The organism is Microbacterium sp. CFBP9023 (assembly GCF_034045055.1).
GTDB lineage: Bacteria > Actinomycetota > Actinomycetes > Actinomycetales > Microbacteriaceae > Microbacterium.
This window is the reverse complement of the sequence record NZ_JAXCWI010000001.1, coordinates 1,998,244-2,013,508: the sequence shown is the minus strand read 5'-3', so window position 1 is coordinate 2,013,508 and position 15,265 is coordinate 1,998,244. Positions and strand designations below refer to the sequence as shown.

Genomic DNA, 15,265 nt, shown 5'->3' with positions numbered 1-15,265 from the left:
CTCACGTATTGACAATCTTCGATACGTGGGCGACGCTTCTCATATTGAAGTCTTTCGATCTGAGGAGATGTCGTGTCCGAGCTTCCGATCGTCGTCATCGGCGCGGGGCCGCAGGGTCTCGCAGCGGCGGCGCATCTCGTCGAACGCCGCGAAGACGTCGTCGTCCTCGAACGAGGGCGCGGCCCTGCCGCCGCGGTCTCCGAATGGGGCCACGTGCGCCTGTTCTCGGCGTGGCCCGAGCTGACGGATGCCGCCGCGCGTCGTCTGCTCGAGCCGACCGGGTGGACCGCACCGACCGCAGGCTGTCCGACCGGGGCGGAATGGGTGAGCGACTACCTGGCGCCTCTCGCGGGCGCACTCGGTGAGCGGATCCGGTACAGCACCGCCGTCACGGGCGTCGCTCGCCAGGGTCGCGACAAGGTCGTCGAGTCCGGACGCAGGAACCAGCCGTTCGTCGTGCACACCCGCGACACGGACGGCACCGAGTCGCGGATCCGCGCCCGGGCGGTCATCGACGCGAGCGGCACCTGGGGCCTCCCCCACCCCGCGGGCGCAGACGGCTTCCCCGCCGTGGGCGAGGCCGCGGCATCCGATCTGATCTCCTACCGCATCCCCGACGACGTGTCCGAGCTCGCGGGTTCGCATGTGGTCGTCGTCGGAGCGGGGCACTCCGCCACGCACGCCGTGCTGCGCCTGAGCGAACTGGCCCGCCGGTCGCCGGGGACCCGCGTCACCTGGCTGCTCCGCCGAGGGAGCGCCGCGAACGTTCTCGGGGGCGGCGCCGGAGACGAGCTGCCCGAACGCGCAGCGCTCGGCTCTCGGGTGTCGAAGGTGATCCATGACGGTGTCGTCGAGGTGGTGACAGGATTCCGAGTCGCCGAGTTCCGGCGGGACGGGAGGGGCCTGGTGATCGTCGCCGAAGACGGACGCGAGATGGCGGAGATCGCGCACGTGTTCGCGCTCACCGGATTCCGGCCGGACACCGGCATCCTGCGCGAACTCCGAATCGATCTCGACCCCGCTCTCGATGCGGTCGCCGGCATCGCCTCCGAGATCGACCCCAACATCCACTCCTGCGGTTCGGTGGGCGCGACCGGTGCCCGACAGCTCATGCAGCCGGAGGAGGGCCTCTTCATCGTCGGCGCGAAGTCCTACGGTCGAGCTCCGACCTTCCTCGCCCTCACCGGATACGAGCAGGTGCGCAGCGTCGCGGCCCACCTCGCCGGCGATCACGAGGGCGCGGCGCGCAACGAACTCGCCCTGCCCGCGACCGGGGTATGCGGGGGATCAGGAGACTTCGACGACGGCGCGGGCAGCTGCTGCGCCGCGCCGGCCGTGCTGCAGATCGGCAGGACGCCGTTGACGACCCTCGACCCCGCACGCTCGCTTACCCTGGAGACATCATGACCACCACCAAGCCCTCCGTCCTCTTCGTGTGCGTGCACAACGCCGGACGGTCGCAGATGGCCGCAGGCTTTCTGCGCGAGGTCGCCGGCGACCGCATCGAGGTGCGCTCCGCCGGATCCATGCCCGCCGACCAGATCAACCCGATCGCGGTCGAGGCGATGAGCGAGCTCGGCATCGACATCACCGCCGAGCAGCCCAAGGTGCTCACGACCGAGGCCGTGCAGGCTTCCGATGTCGTGATCACGATGGGATGCGGCGACGCCTGCCCGTTCTTCCCCGGCAAGCGCTACGAGGACTGGGAGCTCGACGACCCGGCCGGGCAGGGCATCGACTCCGTGCGCCCGATCCGCGACGACATCCGCCGTCGCATCGAGGCGCTCGCGGGCGAACTGCTCGCCTGACTCTCACTCAATCGGGAGGAGATCTGCGATCCGGAGGGCGGATGCCGCGGCATCCTCCTCCGGATCGCGGATCTCCTCCCGATGCGGCGGGCTGGCTGCAACGCGGCGGGCTGGCGGCAATGCGGCGCAGATCTCCTCCCGACGCGCTGGCGCCGGGAGGAGATCCGTGAGATTCAGCGGGCGACGATGAGGCCCGCGGTCTTCTCCTGCACGGCCTGGAACCGGCGCTGCACGTCGGACCAGTTGACGAGCTCCCAGAACGCCTTGACGTAGTCGGCGCGCACGTTGAGGTAGTCGAGGTAGTAGGCGTGCTCCCAGACGTCGAGCTGCAGCAGCGGCGTGACGCCGAGCGGAGCATTGCCCTGCTGGTCGAACAGCTGGAAGATGACCGGACGCGCACCGATGCTGTCCCACGCGAGCACAGCCCAGCCCGAACCCTGCACACCGAGCGCGGTGGCGGTGAAGTGCGCGCGGAAGGCGTCGATCGAGCCGAACGCATCGGTCAGCGCGGCCTCCAGCTCACCCTCGGGGTTGCCGCCGCCGTCGGGCGACAGGTTCTCCCAGAACACCGAGTGGTTGATGTGACCGCCGAGGTTGAACGCGAGGTCCTTCTCGAGCTTGTTCACGGCGGCGAAGTCGCCGGACTCGCGGGCCGCGCCGAGCTGCTCGAGCGCCGTGTTGGCACCGGTGACGTAGGCCTGGTGGTGCTTCGAGTGGTGCAGCTCCATGATCTTGCCGGAGATGTGCGGGGCGAGCGCCGAGTAGTCGTACGGCAGCTCGGGAAGGGTGTACGGAGTGGGCATGCTGTTCCTTTCAGTCGTTCTGATCGGTGGGGAGTGAGTGGAATCGGCGGTCGAGGTAGACGAGCGGTCGGCCCGCCCGCCCGAGCAGCACCTCGTCGATCTCGGCGACCACGACGGTCGATGAGCCGACCGCGACCGTCGACATCGTGTGACCGCGCATCGCGGCGCGCGCCTCGGCGAGGTACGGCTCACCGGTCGGAAGGGTGCCCCACCCCTGCTCGGGGGTGAAGCGGTCGGCGCCGCTCACCGCGAAGCTCTGCGCCAGAGCCGAGTGCTCGTCGTCGATCAGGTGCACGACGAACGACTCGGCGTTGAGGATCGAGCCCGCGCTGCCGGTGGCCCTGGTGACCGAGAACACGATCGCCGCGGGGTCGACCGCGACGGATGCGACGCTCGACGCCGTGAGACCGACGGGACCGGCAGGGGTCATCGCCGTGATGATCGCGACCCCTGCCGGATGCGCGCGGAACGCGGCCTTGAGCCCTTCACCGACCTCGGACGGAACCGGCGCGGCGGGGTGCTGCTGACTGCTCATTCGGGTGCCTCCTGGTGCGGAAGTGCGGCGATGATCGGGTGGTCGCGCTCGATGATGCCGAGCTTCGCGGCGCCACCGGGCGACCCGAGCTCATCGAAGAACTCCACGTTGGCCTTGTAGTAGTCCTGCCACTCGTCGGGCAGGTCGTCTTCGTAGTAGATCGCCTCGACGGGGCAGACGGGTTCGCACGCGCCGCAGTCGACGCATTCGTCGGGGTGGATGTACAGCGAGCGTTCGCCCTCATAGATGCAGTCAACAGGGCATTCGTCGATGCACGCACGGTCCTTGACATCGACGCAGGGCAGGGCGATCACGTAGGTCATCGGGTGGCGGTCTCCGTTCGGGTCACGTTTGCCACCGTATGACCTCAAGTACACTTGAGGTCAAATCGAGGAGGCCGCGATGAGCACCGATCCGGACCGGATTGCGCACGGACCCGACGAGCCGCTGACGATCGGCGAGATGAGCAGGCGCACCGGCGTCGCCCCGTCCGCCCTGCATTTCTACGAGAGCCTCGGTCTCATCGCGTCGACGCGCACCGCCGGCAATCAGCGCCGCTACGCCCGACACATGCTGCGCCGGGTCTCGCTCATCACCGTGGCGAAGCGCCTCGGCATCCCCCTGTCGGATGTGCAGGACGCGTTCGCCGACGTCCCGCTCACGCAGACCCCGAGTCACGCCGACTGGCAGCGGGCGTCACGGCGCTGGAAGCGCGAACTCGAGAAGCGCCGCGAGGGCATCGAGCGACTCGAACGAGAGCTGACGGGATGCATCGGCTGCGGATGCCTGTCGATGAAGGCGTGCGGCCTGCTCAACCCCGACGATGCCCTGGGAAGTCAGGGCGCGGGGCCGCAGCGCCTCCGCGACGAGGACGCCTGAGCGCCCTCGTCGCAGACTCATGCCACGGTGAACGCAGCGCTCCGCAGGGCGTCTTCGCGCGAGCTCGGACCGACCAGCAGTTCGAACGCGCCGGATTCGACGCGACGGTTGCCGGCCGCATCCACGATCGAGCACTCAGCGACCGGCACCTCGAGCCGCACGCGCGCCGACTCTCCGGGCGCGACGTCGACCTGGCGGTAGGTCTTGAGCTCCTTGTCAGCCCAGCTCACGCTCGTGACGGAGTCGCGGACGTAGACCTGAACCGTCTCGCGCACCGGGCGCGAACCGGTGTTCGTCACCGTCACCTCGGCGACGATCGTGTCGGCGAGACCGAGCCGGTCGGTGTCGAGCGAGAGCTCGCCGTACGAGACCGTCGAGTACGACAGCCCCTCGCCGAACGCCCACGCGGGAGACTGCGTGAGGTCCGCGTAGCGGTCGCCGTGCTGGCCGCGGATCTGGTTGTAGTACGTCGGCTGCTGGCCGACGTGGCGCGCGAACGAGATCGGCAGGCGCCCCGAAGGCTCGACCGCACCCGAGATGATCTCGGCGAGCGCGCGGCCGCCCTGCATGCCGGGATTCGCCGCCCAGATCACGGCGGCGGCCTTCGATGCGGATGCCGGCAGCACGAGCGGCTTCGAGGCCAGGAGCACCACGACGACGGGCTTCCCCGTCGCGATGAGCGCGTCGAGCAGCGCGTTCTGTCCGCCGATCAGCTCGAGCGTCGCCGTCGAGCGGCCCTCGCCCACGAGCTCGATACGGTCGCCGACGACGGCGACCACGACATCGGACGCCTCAGCCGCAGCGACGGCCTCGGCGATCATCGTGTCGTCGGGTGCGCTCGGCACCACGACCGAGGGGCGGGGCTGTCCGTCGGGGAACTTCGTGCCCCGCGGATCGTCGTCGAGCGTGAGGATCTCGGCGCCGCGCGTGTGCGTCACCGACCATCCGTCGATACCGGCGAGACCGTCGAGCACGGTGGTGATCATCTCGCGCGGCTGTCCGTCGAGCCATCCGGCCTGACCCGATCCGCCCGCCCAGTCGCCGAGCTGCGTCTGGGCGTCGTCGGCGAGGGGCCCGACGACCGCGACCGTCAGCGGCGCGGACGCGTCGAGCGGCAGCACGCCGTCGTTCTCGAGCAGCACGATCGAACGGCGGGCCGTCTCGAGGTTGAGCTCGGCGTGGGCGGCGCTGCCGACCACGGCATCCAGATCCGCCTGCGGAAGTCGCGGGTCTTCGAACAGCCCCAGCTCGAACTTGAGCGTGAGGATGCGCGCCACGGCGTCATCGAAGGCGTCCTCCGCGAGCAGGCCGTTCGACACCGCCTCGAGAGCTCCGGCGAAGAAGCCCGGAGTGTTCATCACCATGTCGTTGCCCGCGCTGACCGCGGCGGCCGAGGCGTGCGCGTAGTCGGGCTGCACATGCTGTTCCCAGACCATGCGTCCGACGTTGTCCCAGTCGGTGATGAGCGTGCCGGTGTAGCCCCACTCGCCGCGCAGCACATCGCTGAGCAGCCAGTCGTTCACCGTGATCGGCACCCCGTCGGTGGTCTGGTAGCCGAGCATGAACGTGCGGCATCCTTCACGGGCCACCCGCTCGAACGGCGGCAGGAACCACGACCGCAGCTTGCGTCGCGAGATGTCGGCCTCGCTGGCGTCGCGCCCGCCCTGCGTCTCGGAGTAGCCGGCGAAGTGCTTCGCCGTCGCGAGGATCGCGGTGGGGTCGTCGAGGCCCTCGCCCTGGTATCCGCGCACCATGGCGGAGGCGAGCTCGCCGATGAGGAACGGGTCTTCGCCGAACGTCTCGTCGATGCGGCCCCAGCGCAGGTCGCGCGCGATGCAGAGCACCGGCGAGAAGGTCCAGTGGATGCCGGTCGCCGCGACCTCGACCGCGGTGGCCCTCGCCACCTTCTCGACCAGCTCGGCGTCCCACGTGGCCGCCATGCCGAGCTGCGTCGGATAGATCGTCGCTCCCGGCCAGAAGGAGTGGCCGTGGATGCAGTCCTCGGCGACGAGCAGCGGGATGCGCAGTCGCGTCTGGGCGGTCAGCTCGTTCGCCCGGATGATGCGCTCGGGCGAGGTGTGCAGGATCGAGCCGACGTGCTTGCCCAGCACGTGATCGTCGAGGTCGTCGCGAGCGTCGAGCTGCAGCATCTGCCCGATCTTCTCCTCGACCGTCATGCGGTCGAGGAGGTCGGCGACGCGCGCGGCGATCGGCAGTTCTGGGTCGAGGTAGGGCAGGGATTCGGTCAGGGTCTGAGAGGTCATCACTCGGCGTTCTGTGTCTTCTTGTCGGTCTTCGTATGGGTCGTCGTCGCTGTCGCCGCGCTCTGCACGGTACCCGAGTCGGTCGTCGGCGCGCTGCGCACCGCCGTCACCGGATCGTTCACGTCGAGCCCCTTCTTCTTCATCGCGCGGGCACGCTCACCGGCCGACCGCAGCCTCGGGTTGACGTACTCGTCGATGCCGAAGTTGATGAGCGACAGGGCGACGCCGATGATCGCGATGCAGAGTCCTGCGGGCACGTACCACCACCACAGCCTCGGGAAGGCGCCGTTCTGCTGCGCCCAGAACAGGATGGTGCCCCAGTTGAGGTTGCTCACCGGGATCACCCCGATGAAGGCGAGGGTCGTCAGACCGAGGATGGCGGCGGTGACGGTGCCGACGAAGCTCGACGCGATCAGCGCCATGAGGTTCGGCAGCATCTCGACGGTGATGATGCGGTGCAGCGGTTCGCCGTTGGCGCGCGCCGCCTGGATGAAGTCGCGGTTGCGCAGTGACATGGTCTGCGCGCGCAGAACGCGCGCGCCCCATGCCCAGCCCGTGAGGCCCAGCACTGCGGCGATCACGATCAGCGGCGGGTTCTCGAACTGCGACGCCACGATGATGATCAGCGGGATGCCGGGGATCACCAGGAACACGTTCGTGAGCGCCGACAGCGACTCGCTCTTCCACCCGCGCACGTATCCGGCGATGACGCCGATCGTGATCGCGATGACGGTGGCGATGATCGCCGACAGGAATCCGACCACGACGACGCCGCGCGTGCCGAAGATGAGCTGGCTGAGCACGTCCTCGCCCATGTGCGTGGTGCCGAGCCAGTGGTCGAGCGAGGGCGGCTGCCGCAGCGCCGTGCGGTCCTTCTGCGTGGCTCCGTAGGGGGCGAGCAGCGGCGCGAAGATCGCGATCAGCACGAACACCCCGAGGATGATCAGGCCGGCGATCGACTTGGGGTTGCGGAACATCGCGAACGATTGGGCGAGCTGCGACCAGAACGTCTTGCGGGTCGGCTGGTCGCCGTGGGCCGTGCGGAACGTGGCAGTCTCCGGCATCCCGGTGGGGATCGTGCTGCCGTCGGGCGCGGTCGTGTCGGTCGAGGTGGGAACGCTCATGTCAGGCCTCCGTCTGGCGCGTGCGCGGGTCGAGGTATGCGTAGACGATGTCCGCCAGGATGTTGGCGACCAGCACCGACAGCGTGATCACGAGGAACACGCCCTGCATGAGGGCGAAGTCCTTCGCGTTCGTGGCGTCGAGCAGCAGCTTGCCGACGCCCGGGTAGCTGAAGACCATCTCCATGACGATCGTGCCGCCGACGATGAACCCGATCGAGAGGGCGAAGCTCTGAATCTGCGGCAGCACCGCGTTGCGAGCGGCATACGCCCACAGCACCCGCCTGTTCGGCATGCCCTTGGCCTGGGCGACGGTGATGTAGTCCTCGTCGAGCACCGTGAGCATCATGTTGCGCATGCCCAGCATCCATCCGCCGAGCGAGGCGATGATGATCGTGACCGCCGGCAGGGTGCCGTGCACGATGACCTGGCCGATGAAGTCGAGGCTCCATTCGGGTGACTGCCCCTTGTCATAGGCGTGCGACGACGGGAACCACTTGAGGGTCGACGAGAAGATCGCGATCGCGATGAGACCGAGCCAGAAGTACGGGATCGTGTTGAAGAACGTCGTGATCGGGATGAGGGCGTCGAGCCTGCTGCCGCGCTTCCAGCCGACGATCGCGCCGCCGACCGTGCCGAGCGCGAACGAGATGATCGTGGCGAGACCGACGAGACCGAGCGTCCACGGGAGAGCGGATGCCAGCACCTCGCTCACCGGACGCAGGCCGTGCAGTGTCGAGATGCCGAGGTCGCCGCGGAACAGCATCGCCCAGTACTCGATGTACTGCTGCCACATCGACTTGTCGGTGTCGATGCCGAGCAGCGCCCGCAGCGAGTCCGCCGCCTCGGGACTGATGTTGCGGTTGCGCGCGAGGTACGAGCTGACCGCGTCGCCCTTCATGAACCGCGGGAGGAAGAAGTTGATCGTGATGGCCGCCCACAGCGTGAACAGGTAGAAGCCGGCCCGCCCGGCGAAGAACCGCCAGGGCACGACGGCTCGCCCCTTCTGCGCGACGGTCGCGGTGGTGCCGACCTCGAGCGCGTCGCGGTTCTCCTGGTCGATCTGACCCAGATCGGGGGATGCGGTGGTCACAGTGCACCTCCGTGCGAGCCGGTCGTCGCGAAGTGCTTGTCGGGGTCGGGCGACGCCGCCCGCAGCTCGCGCGTGTAGGGGTCCTGCGGGGTGAGGATCACGTCGTCGGCGTCGCCGTACTCGACGACCCGACCCTGGTTCAGCACCATGATCTTGTCGCTGAAGTGACGGGCGGTGGCGAGATCGTGGGTGATGTAGAGCACGCCGAGGCCCTCCTCGCGCTGCAGATCGGCGAGCAGGTTCAGCACTCCGAGACGGATCGACACGTCGAGCATCGACACCGGCTCATCGGCGACGAGCAGCGACGGACGCGAGGCGAGCGCACGGGCGATGGCGACGCGCTGACGCTGGCCGCCCGACAGCTCATGAGGGCGGCGGTCGATCACGGCATCCGCGTCGAGGCGCACACGCTCGAGCAGTCGGCGCACCTCGGCCTCGGTGTCCTTCTTGGGAACGACGTCGTCGAGACGGATCGGGCGCTCGAGGTGATAGCGGATCGAGTGGTACGGGTTGAGCGAGGCGAACGGGTCCTGGAACACCATCCGCAGCTGCTGGCGGTACTTCCGCAGTCCCCTGCCGCGCCGCGGGATGGGTGCGCCGTCGAGCCGCACCTCGCCGGACGTGGGAGTCTCGAGCTGGGTGAGGATCTTCGCGATGGTCGACTTGCCGCTGCCCGACTGGCCGACGAGACCGATGGTCTGGCCGGAGTTCAGGGTGAAGCTGATGTCGTCGAGCGCCTTGAGCTGGCCGGCTCCGCGGACGTTGTAGATCTTGCTGACGTGGGCGAACTCGAGAGTGGTCATCGGGTCAGCACTCCTCTCGCACCGGTGAGTCGGGGGAACGACGACAGCAGGGTCTTCGTGTAGTCGTTCTGCGGGTCGGTCCAGATCTGCTCGGCGGAGGCCAGCTCGACGATCTCGCCCTCGCGCATGATGGCGATGCGGTCGCTGATCTCGAGCAGCAGCGGAAGGTCGTGGGTGATGAAGATCACCGAGAAGCCGAACTCGTGCCGCAGCTGCGAGATCTGCTTGAGGATCTCCCGCTGCACGAGCACGTCGAGCGCCGTGGTCGGCTCGTCCATGACCATCAGCTGCGGGCGCAGCGCCAGGGCCATCGCGATCATGACACGCTGGCGCATGCCGCCGGAGAGCTCGTGCGGGAACGACCGGGTGCGCTGACGCCCGACCTTGACGATCTCGAGCAGCTCCTCGGCCTCGGCCCTGCGCTGCCGTCGCGTCATGTCAGGGCGGTGGATCTCGAACACGTCCTCGAGCTGCGAGCCGATCGTCGCCACCGGGTTCAGTGCGTTCATCGCGCCCTGGAACACCATCGAGACCTTGTCCCAGCGGAACTTCTGCATCGCCTCGACGTCGAGCGCGTTGATGTCGACGTCGACACCGGATGCATCGTGGAAGGTCACGCTGCCGCCCGCGATCACCGCAGGGGCCCGGAGCAGACGCTGCACGCCGTAGGCGAGCGTGGTCTTGCCGCATCCGCTCTCCCCGGCGAGACCGAGGATCTCGCCTCTCTGCAGTTCGAGCGTGACGTTCTTCACCGCCTCGACGGGAGGGTCGACGTCGTACACGACCGAGAAGTCGCGCACGCTGAGCAGTGGTTCTGACATGAGGGGTCCTTCGTCGGTCGGGAGGTCGGTGGGAGGGGCGGATGCTGCTGCATCCGCCCCTCCGGGACTGCTTACTCGGCCGGCTTCAGCTTCGTGAGGATCTGCACGATGTTCTGCTGCGTCGGGTCGCCCGAGGCGTACGGGTCGTCCTCCGAGGGCCACCCGACGTAGTTGCGGGTGTTGTACTCGCCGAGCAGCGGGTGCGCGCCCAGCGGGATCGCCGGGACCTGCTCGACGAAGATCTGCTCGAGCGTGGTGATCGCCGCGGTGCGCTCCTCATCGGACGACGCGTTCGCGTAGGTGTTGAGCGCCTCGGTGGCCGCGGGGTCTTCGAAGCGTCCGAAGTTGAACCCGGCGATGCCCTCGGGCGAGATCCAGCGCGGGTCCATCGTCGACGTGTACAGGCCGTAGGCCGTGCCGCTGTCTTCCAGCCAGTGGATGATGGCCGAGAACGAGCCGTCGTCGCGGGGGCCCGCCCAGCCGCCCCAGTCGGGCATGTCGATCTTGACCTCGGCGCCGATGGCCTCGGTGACGTCTTCGGCGATGAGCTCCTGCGCGGTGTTCCAGTCGCTCCAGCCCGAGGGCACCGAGAGCGTGAACGAGACGGGCGTGCCGTCGGGGTCGATCAGCGCGTCGTCCTTCCACGTGTATCCGGCGCTCTCGAGCAGGTCGCGCGCCTTCTCGGCGTCGACCGAGTACTCCTCGCCCTGGAACTCGGGCTGGATCTCGTCCTCGAGGATCGACGACAGACCGGTCACCGACCAGACCGGCTCGCTCGCGCCCTCACGGGCGATGTCGACGTAGGCGTCGCGGTCGATGACCCAGGCGAGCGCCTGGCGGAACGCCACATCGTCGAACGGCTTCTGCTGCAGGTTCATGAACAGCGTCGCCGAACCCGTGGTCGGCGCGACGAAGAACTTGTTGTGCTCGGGGTCGGCGTCGAGGAACTGCTCCTGGATCTGCGGGATGAACGCCTGCGCCCAGTCGGCCTCGCCCTGCGCGAGAGCCGTCGTCAGAGCGGTGTTGTCGCCGTACGAGACGTAGTGCAGCTCGGGAACGGCGAGATCGCCGCCCCAGTAGTCGTCGCGGGCCTCGAGCGTGACCGACTCGGTCGACCAGTTGGACAGGGCGTAGGGGCCGGTGCCGACCAGGTCGTCGCCCTTGACGGGGTCGGTGGCCGGCTCGTCGAGGTTCTCCCAGATGTGCTTCGGCACGATCGGCACGTGCAGGACGCGCGCCTGGTTCACGTACTTCGATTCGCCGAAGTTCAGGGTGACGGCGTCGCCCTCGACGGTCGCCCCCTCGAACTTGAGGCCGGCGGTGTCGAGCTCGGGGGTCGACACGAGCTCATAGGTGAAGACGATGTCGTCGGCGGTGAACGGCTCGCCGTCGCTCCAGGTGACGTCCTTGCGGGGCACGACGGTGAGGGCCGTGTAGTCGTCGTTCCACTCGATGCTCTCGGCGAGCCAGGGGGTGACCTCGCGGTCGCCGGTCTGGTTGACGAGACCGAGGGTCTCGAAGATGACCTTGCCGTAGCCGTACTTCGACGCCGACGAGTCGCCGACGTAGGGGTTGTTCGACTCGGTGGTGATCGCGCCGTCGGGCTTGGCGATCGTCAGTGCTGCGCCGCCGGATCCGGCGTCACCGTCGTTCGATCCGCCGGCTGCGCAGCCGGCGAGGGCCGAGACGCCGAGGGCGGAGATCGCCGCGACGGCGATCATGGACTTTCTGAGCTTCATTGCTTCTCCTTGGGCACGGGTCGTTGTGCTGTGTGGCTGTCGGTGCCCGGGCATCCGACTGCATTCGCTTACTGGCGAGAAAGTAAGCTGGTGCGAGGTTACTCGTTGGTAAGTAGAGTTGGCAAGTACGATCCAGTGCAGGATTCCGTGCAGAAGAGGATGGACCATGTCGAAGGATGCTGTCGCCCACACGTCCGTCCGGCCTGCCACCCGCGAGAAGCGCGAGCAGATCCTCAAAGCCGCCGTCGAGATCTTCGGCAACAAGGGATCGACCAACGGCACCCTCGCCGATGTCGCCGAGCAGGTGGGCATCACCCACGCCGGCGTGCTGCACCATTTCGGGTCGAAGCAGAAGCTGCTGCTCGAGGTGCTCGCCTACCGCGACCAGGCCGACGTCGCCGAGCTCGCCGAGAAGCACATCCCCGGCGGACCCGAGCTCTTCCTGCACCTCGTGCGCACCGCCATCGCCAACGAGCGGCGCCCCGGGATCGTGCAGGCGTACACCGTGCTCTCATCGGAGTCCGTGACCGACAACCACCCCGGCCGCGAGTACTTCGAAGAGCGATACACGACGCTGCGACGCGAGGTGACGGAGGCCTTCCACGCCCTGTGCGCGCAGGAGGGGGTGACCGAGCCCTCGACGATCACGACGGCCGCCGCCAGCATCCTCGCCGTGATGGACGGCCTGCAGCTGCAATGGCTGCTGCATCGCGACGTGTTCGACCTCGGCGAGGCGAGCGAGTTCGCGATCCGGTCGATCGTCAACGGCGTACTGCATCCAGGACCGGCACTGGAGTCGTACCGCCGCGACTAGGCTCGGGCCATGACGATCGACCTCGAAGCGCTCTACACCGACCTGCACCAGCATCCCGAGCTCTCGTTCCAGGAGACGCGCACCGCCGGCATCGCCGCGGGCCACCTGCGGGATCTCGGCCTCGAGGTGCACGAGGGAATCGGCGTCACCGGCGTGGTCGGCATCCTGCGCAACGGCGACGGCCCGGTCGTGTGGGCGCGCGCCGACATGGACGCGCTGCCCGTCGGCGAGGAGACCGGGCTGGCGTACGCGAGCACCGCGACCGGCATCGATCCGGCCGGCAACACCGTGCCCGTCATGCACGCCTGCGGCCACGACATGCACGTCACGGCGATGATCGGCGCCGTCGAGAAGCTCGTCGCCGAGAAGGCCGACTGGTCGGGAACCGTGGTCGTGCTCATCCAGCCCGCCGAGGAGTACGGCGCCGGGTCCCGCGCCATGCTCGACGCCGGACTGCGCGATCTCGTGCCGCACCCCGACGTCGTGCTCGGCCAGCACGTCACTCCCCTGCCCGCCGGAACCATCGGCGTGCGCCCCGGTACGCAGATGGCGGCATCCGACGGACTCACCGTCGTGCTGCACGGACGCGGCGGACACGGCTCACGCCCGCACTCCACGATCGACCCGGTCGTCATGGCCGCGGCGACCGTCATGCGGCTGCAGACCATCGCATCGCGCGAGGTCGACCCGCGCGATGTCGCGGTGGTGACGGTCGGCTCGATCCATGCGGGCCTCAAGAACAACATCATCCCGGCCGAGGCCAAGCTCGAGCTCAGCCTGCGCTATCCGAACGACGAGATGCGCGACAAGGTGCTCGCGAGCGTCGAGCGCATCGTGCGGGCTGAGGCGGCGGCATCCGGAGCCGAGCGCGAGCCCGAGATCCGCACCGACCACACCCTGCCGCCGACGATCAACGACGCCGATGCCACCGCGCGCGTCACCTCCGCCCTGCAGCGCGCGCTCGGCGAGGCGTCGGTCGTCGACCCCGGGATGTTCACCGGCAGCGAGGACGTGTCGTGGTTCGCCCGCGACACCGGCGCGCCGCTGGTCTTCTGGTTCTGGGGCGGCATCGATGCGGCGAAGTTCGCGGCATCCGCCGCCGCCGGCACGCTCGACAAGGACATCCCGACCAACCACTCGCCGTTCTTCGCGCCCGAGATCCACCCGACGATCGAGGTCGGCGTCACCGCACTGTCGGCCGCCGCGCGGGAGTTCCTCGACTGAGGCGGCTTCTCGCCGTTCACAATTCAGCATGAACAGCCGGAACTGCGCCGGATACGCACTCTGGACGCGCGGAACGCACGTTCTCTGCTGAATTGTGAACGCGAAGCGGGGCTGACTCAGCCGCCGATGGCGTTCATGCCTCGGGCGGGCTGCAGGAATGACGGGTCGTTGATCGCGTGCCCCGGCAGCTTGCCGTGCACGCAGGAGCGCAGCATGTCGGCGATCCCGCCAGCACGCCGGGCGGAGTCGGATGCTCCGTCGCCGCGCAGCACGCCGATCAGGTCGTACTCCGCGTTCGAGAACAGGCAGTTGCGCAGTTGTCCGTCGGCGGTCAGTCGAAGTCGGTCGCACGCGCCGCAGAAGGGGGCGGTGACCGAGGCGATGACGCCGACCTCGTGCGGTCCGCCGTCGATGCGCCATTTCTCCGCCGGCGCACCGCCGCGGCCGGGAACCGGCTCCAGATCCCACCGCGCGCTGAGCTTCTCGAGGATCTCCTCGCGCGTCACCATCGAATCGCGATCCCAGGTGTGCCCGGCGTCGAGCGGCATCTGCTCGATGAAGCGCAACTGCGCGCCGACCTCCATCGCGAACGCGACCAGGTCGGGCAGCTCGTCGTCGTTGACGCCGCGCATAGCGACCGTGTTGAGTTTGAGCGGGCGCAGTTCGGATGCCGCCGCTGCCGCGATGCCCTCGAACACGTCGTCGATGCGGTCTCGACGCGTGAGGTCGGCGAAGCGCTGACGATCGACCGTGTCGATGCTGATGTTCAGTCGCGTGAGGCCGGCGTCGATCAGGTCGGGCAGGTGCTTCGCGAGCGTGATGCCGTTCGTCGTCATGGCGACCTCGACAGGGCCTTCGTCCCCCTCGATCGCCGAGACACGGCGCACGACGTCGACGATGTCGGCACGCAGCAGCGGCTCACCGCCGGTGAGCCGGAAGGTGCGGGTGCCGAGCGATGCGGCGACCTGCGCCACTTCGACGATCTCGTCGGTCGACAGGATGCTGGTGCGCGCGAGCCATTCGTTTCCCTGCTCGGGCATGCAGTAGGTGCAGCGCAGCGAGCAGCGGTCGGTCAGCGAGATGCGCAGGTCGCGGTGCACGCGACCGTGGGTGTCGATGAGTCCCTGCGACGCGGGCGCGGGGTCTGTGGCGACCACGGGATGCGGCGAGCGCACACCGATCACGACCGGCACGGCCGTCATCGCAGTTTCCCTCTCCCCGACATGTTCCGAGACTACCCGCGCCCCGCGTCGCGCGGCCCATGCGGGCGCGACGACCGGCATATTGCCAGGTCCTCTCGGGACGCGCGGCGCTCGCCCAGGCCACCTGGCTGGAGATTCAGCCGGGAGTTCACCAGTCAT

Annotated in this window: 15 protein-coding genes; 5 read left to right on the top strand and 10 right to left on the bottom strand. The window is 68.6% G+C overall.

Going from position 1 to position 15,265, the window contains the following annotated elements; translation table 11 throughout:
* Positions 1-72: 72 nt before the first annotated feature.
* Both SOM10_RS09840 and SOM10_RS09835 read left to right on the top strand, forming a co-directional pair.
* Entirely contained in the window at positions 73-1,407 is a 1,335-nt protein-coding gene (locus SOM10_RS09840) for an NAD(P)-binding domain-containing protein (RefSeq protein ID WP_320489636.1), read from the top strand.
* Complete coding sequence (locus tag SOM10_RS09835; protein WP_053098576.1) at positions 1,404-1,808, top strand: arsenate reductase ArsC; 405 nt, start codon at positions 1,404-1,406, stop codon at positions 1,806-1,808. The genes SOM10_RS09840 and SOM10_RS09835 overlap by 4 nt, the downstream gene beginning before the upstream one ends.
* A 173-nt stretch (positions 1,809-1,981) precedes the next feature.
* On the opposite strand, the gene SOM10_RS09830 is transcribed toward SOM10_RS09835, so the two are convergent.
* Genes SOM10_RS09830 through fdxA form a run of 3 tightly spaced genes read right to left on the bottom strand, consistent with a single transcriptional unit; the run spans position 1,982 to position 3,469 of the window.
* A complete protein-coding gene (locus SOM10_RS09830) occupies positions 1,982-2,611 on the bottom strand; it encodes a superoxide dismutase (RefSeq protein ID WP_320489635.1) in 630 nt (209 codons plus the stop codon).
* A gap of 10 nt (positions 2,612-2,621) precedes the next feature.
* Positions 2,622-3,146 carry a flavin reductase family protein gene (locus tag SOM10_RS09825; protein WP_053098574.1) on the bottom strand — a complete coding sequence of 175 codons (525 nt, stop codon included), beginning with the start codon at positions 3,144-3,146 and terminating at the stop codon, positions 2,622-2,624.
* On the bottom strand, positions 3,143-3,469 hold the full coding sequence (fdxA, locus tag SOM10_RS09820; RefSeq protein WP_320489634.1) for a ferredoxin: 327 nt from the start codon (positions 3,467-3,469) through the stop codon (positions 3,143-3,145). The genes SOM10_RS09825 and fdxA overlap by 4 nt, the downstream gene beginning before the upstream one ends.
* Positions 3,470-3,548: 79 nt before the next feature.
* Between fdxA and soxR the strand changes: the two genes are divergently transcribed.
* Positions 3,549-4,025 (top strand): redox-sensitive transcriptional activator SoxR, encoded by a 477-nt coding sequence (gene soxR, locus SOM10_RS09815; RefSeq protein WP_053098572.1) that lies wholly within the window; start codon positions 3,549-3,551, stop codon positions 4,023-4,025.
* 17 nt (positions 4,026-4,042) lie between these two features.
* Here the strand turns inward: soxR and SOM10_RS09810 are convergent, their stop codons facing one another.
* The 6 genes from SOM10_RS09810 to SOM10_RS09785 all read right to left on the bottom strand — a co-directional run bounded on the left by SOM10_RS09810 (position 4,043) and on the right by SOM10_RS09785 (position 11,866).
* Positions 4,043-6,289 (bottom strand): glycoside hydrolase family 3 N-terminal domain-containing protein, encoded by a 2,247-nt coding sequence (locus SOM10_RS09810; protein WP_295101804.1) that lies wholly within the window; start codon positions 6,287-6,289, stop codon positions 4,043-4,045.
* Positions 6,289-7,413: an ABC transporter permease gene (locus tag SOM10_RS09805; RefSeq protein WP_320489628.1), complete on the bottom strand. Its 1,125-nt coding sequence runs from the start codon at positions 7,411-7,413 to the stop codon at positions 6,289-6,291. The genes SOM10_RS09810 and SOM10_RS09805 overlap by 1 nt, the downstream gene beginning before the upstream one ends.
* A gap of 1 nt (position 7,414) precedes the next feature.
* Positions 7,415-8,503, bottom strand: coding sequence for an ABC transporter permease (locus tag SOM10_RS09800; protein ID WP_053098570.1), 1,089 nt, complete (start codon positions 8,501-8,503; stop codon positions 7,415-7,417).
* Positions 8,500-9,306: an ABC transporter ATP-binding protein gene (locus SOM10_RS09795; RefSeq protein ID WP_320489626.1), complete on the bottom strand. Its 807-nt coding sequence runs from the start codon at positions 9,304-9,306 to the stop codon at positions 8,500-8,502. Before SOM10_RS09795 ends, SOM10_RS09800 begins: the two co-directional genes overlap by 4 nt.
* Positions 9,303-10,127, bottom strand: a complete 825-nt coding sequence (locus SOM10_RS09790; RefSeq protein ID WP_053098568.1) for an ABC transporter ATP-binding protein — start codon at positions 10,125-10,127, stop codon at positions 9,303-9,305. The genes SOM10_RS09795 and SOM10_RS09790 overlap by 4 nt, the downstream gene beginning before the upstream one ends.
* A gap of 71 nt (positions 10,128-10,198) precedes the next feature.
* Complete coding sequence (locus tag SOM10_RS09785) at positions 10,199-11,866, bottom strand: ABC transporter substrate-binding protein (protein WP_072590603.1); 1,668 nt, start codon at positions 11,864-11,866, stop codon at positions 10,199-10,201.
* 166 nt (positions 11,867-12,032) lie between these two features.
* Here SOM10_RS09785 and SOM10_RS09780 point away from each other — a divergent pair, with 166 nt between their 5' ends.
* Complete coding sequence (locus SOM10_RS09780) at positions 12,033-12,680, top strand: TetR/AcrR family transcriptional regulator (protein WP_056276425.1); 648 nt, start codon at positions 12,033-12,035, stop codon at positions 12,678-12,680.
* 9 nt (positions 12,681-12,689) lie between these two features.
* A complete protein-coding gene (locus SOM10_RS09775; RefSeq protein WP_053098565.1) occupies positions 12,690-13,904 on the top strand; it encodes an amidohydrolase in 1,215 nt (404 codons plus the stop codon).
* A 116-nt stretch (positions 13,905-14,020) separates the two neighbouring features.
* On the opposite strand, the gene moaA is transcribed toward SOM10_RS09775, so the two are convergent.
* A complete protein-coding gene (gene moaA / locus SOM10_RS09770) occupies positions 14,021-15,106 on the bottom strand; it encodes a GTP 3',8-cyclase MoaA (protein WP_320489621.1) in 1,086 nt (361 codons plus the stop codon).
* Positions 15,107-15,265: the final 159 nt, after the last annotated feature.

Excerpts from the sequence above, each read along its gene's own strand:
- SOM10_RS09835 (WP_053098576.1), top strand. The coding sequence starts at position 1,404 with ATGACCACCACCAAGCCCTCCGTCCTCTTCGTGTGCGTGCACAACGCC.
- SOM10_RS09810 (WP_295101804.1), bottom strand. The coding sequence starts at position 6,289 with ATGACCTCTCAGACCCTGACCGAATCCCTGCCCTACCTCGACCCAGAA.
- SOM10_RS09795 (WP_320489626.1), bottom strand. The coding sequence starts at position 9,306 with ATGACCACTCTCGAGTTCGCCCACGTCAGCAAGATCTACAACGTCCGC.
- SOM10_RS09775 (WP_053098565.1), top strand. The coding sequence starts at position 12,690 with ATGACGATCGACCTCGAAGCGCTCTACACCGACCTGCACCAGCATCCC.
- SOM10_RS09780 (WP_056276425.1), top strand. The coding sequence starts at position 12,033 with ATGTCGAAGGATGCTGTCGCCCACACGTCCGTCCGGCCTGCCACCCGC.
- soxR (WP_053098572.1), top strand. The coding sequence starts at position 3,549 with ATGAGCACCGATCCGGACCGGATTGCGCACGGACCCGACGAGCCGCTG.
- SOM10_RS09825 (WP_053098574.1), bottom strand. The coding sequence starts at position 3,146 with ATGAGCAGTCAGCAGCACCCCGCCGCGCCGGTTCCGTCCGAGGTCGGT.
- fdxA (WP_320489634.1), bottom strand. The coding sequence starts at position 3,469 with ATGACCTACGTGATCGCCCTGCCCTGCGTCGATGTCAAGGACCGTGCG.
- moaA (WP_320489621.1), bottom strand. The coding sequence starts at position 15,106 with ATGACGGCCGTGCCGGTCGTGATCGGTGTGCGCTCGCCGCATCCCGTG.
- SOM10_RS09790 (WP_053098568.1), bottom strand. The coding sequence starts at position 10,127 with ATGTCAGAACCACTGCTCAGCGTGCGCGACTTCTCGGTCGTGTACGAC.
- SOM10_RS09805 (WP_320489628.1), bottom strand. The coding sequence starts at position 7,413 with ATGAGCGTTCCCACCTCGACCGACACGACCGCGCCCGACGGCAGCACG.
- SOM10_RS09785 (WP_072590603.1), bottom strand. The coding sequence starts at position 11,866 with ATGAAGCTCAGAAAGTCCATGATCGCCGTCGCGGCGATCTCCGCCCTC.
- SOM10_RS09830 (WP_320489635.1), bottom strand. The coding sequence starts at position 2,611 with ATGCCCACTCCGTACACCCTTCCCGAGCTGCCGTACGACTACTCGGCG.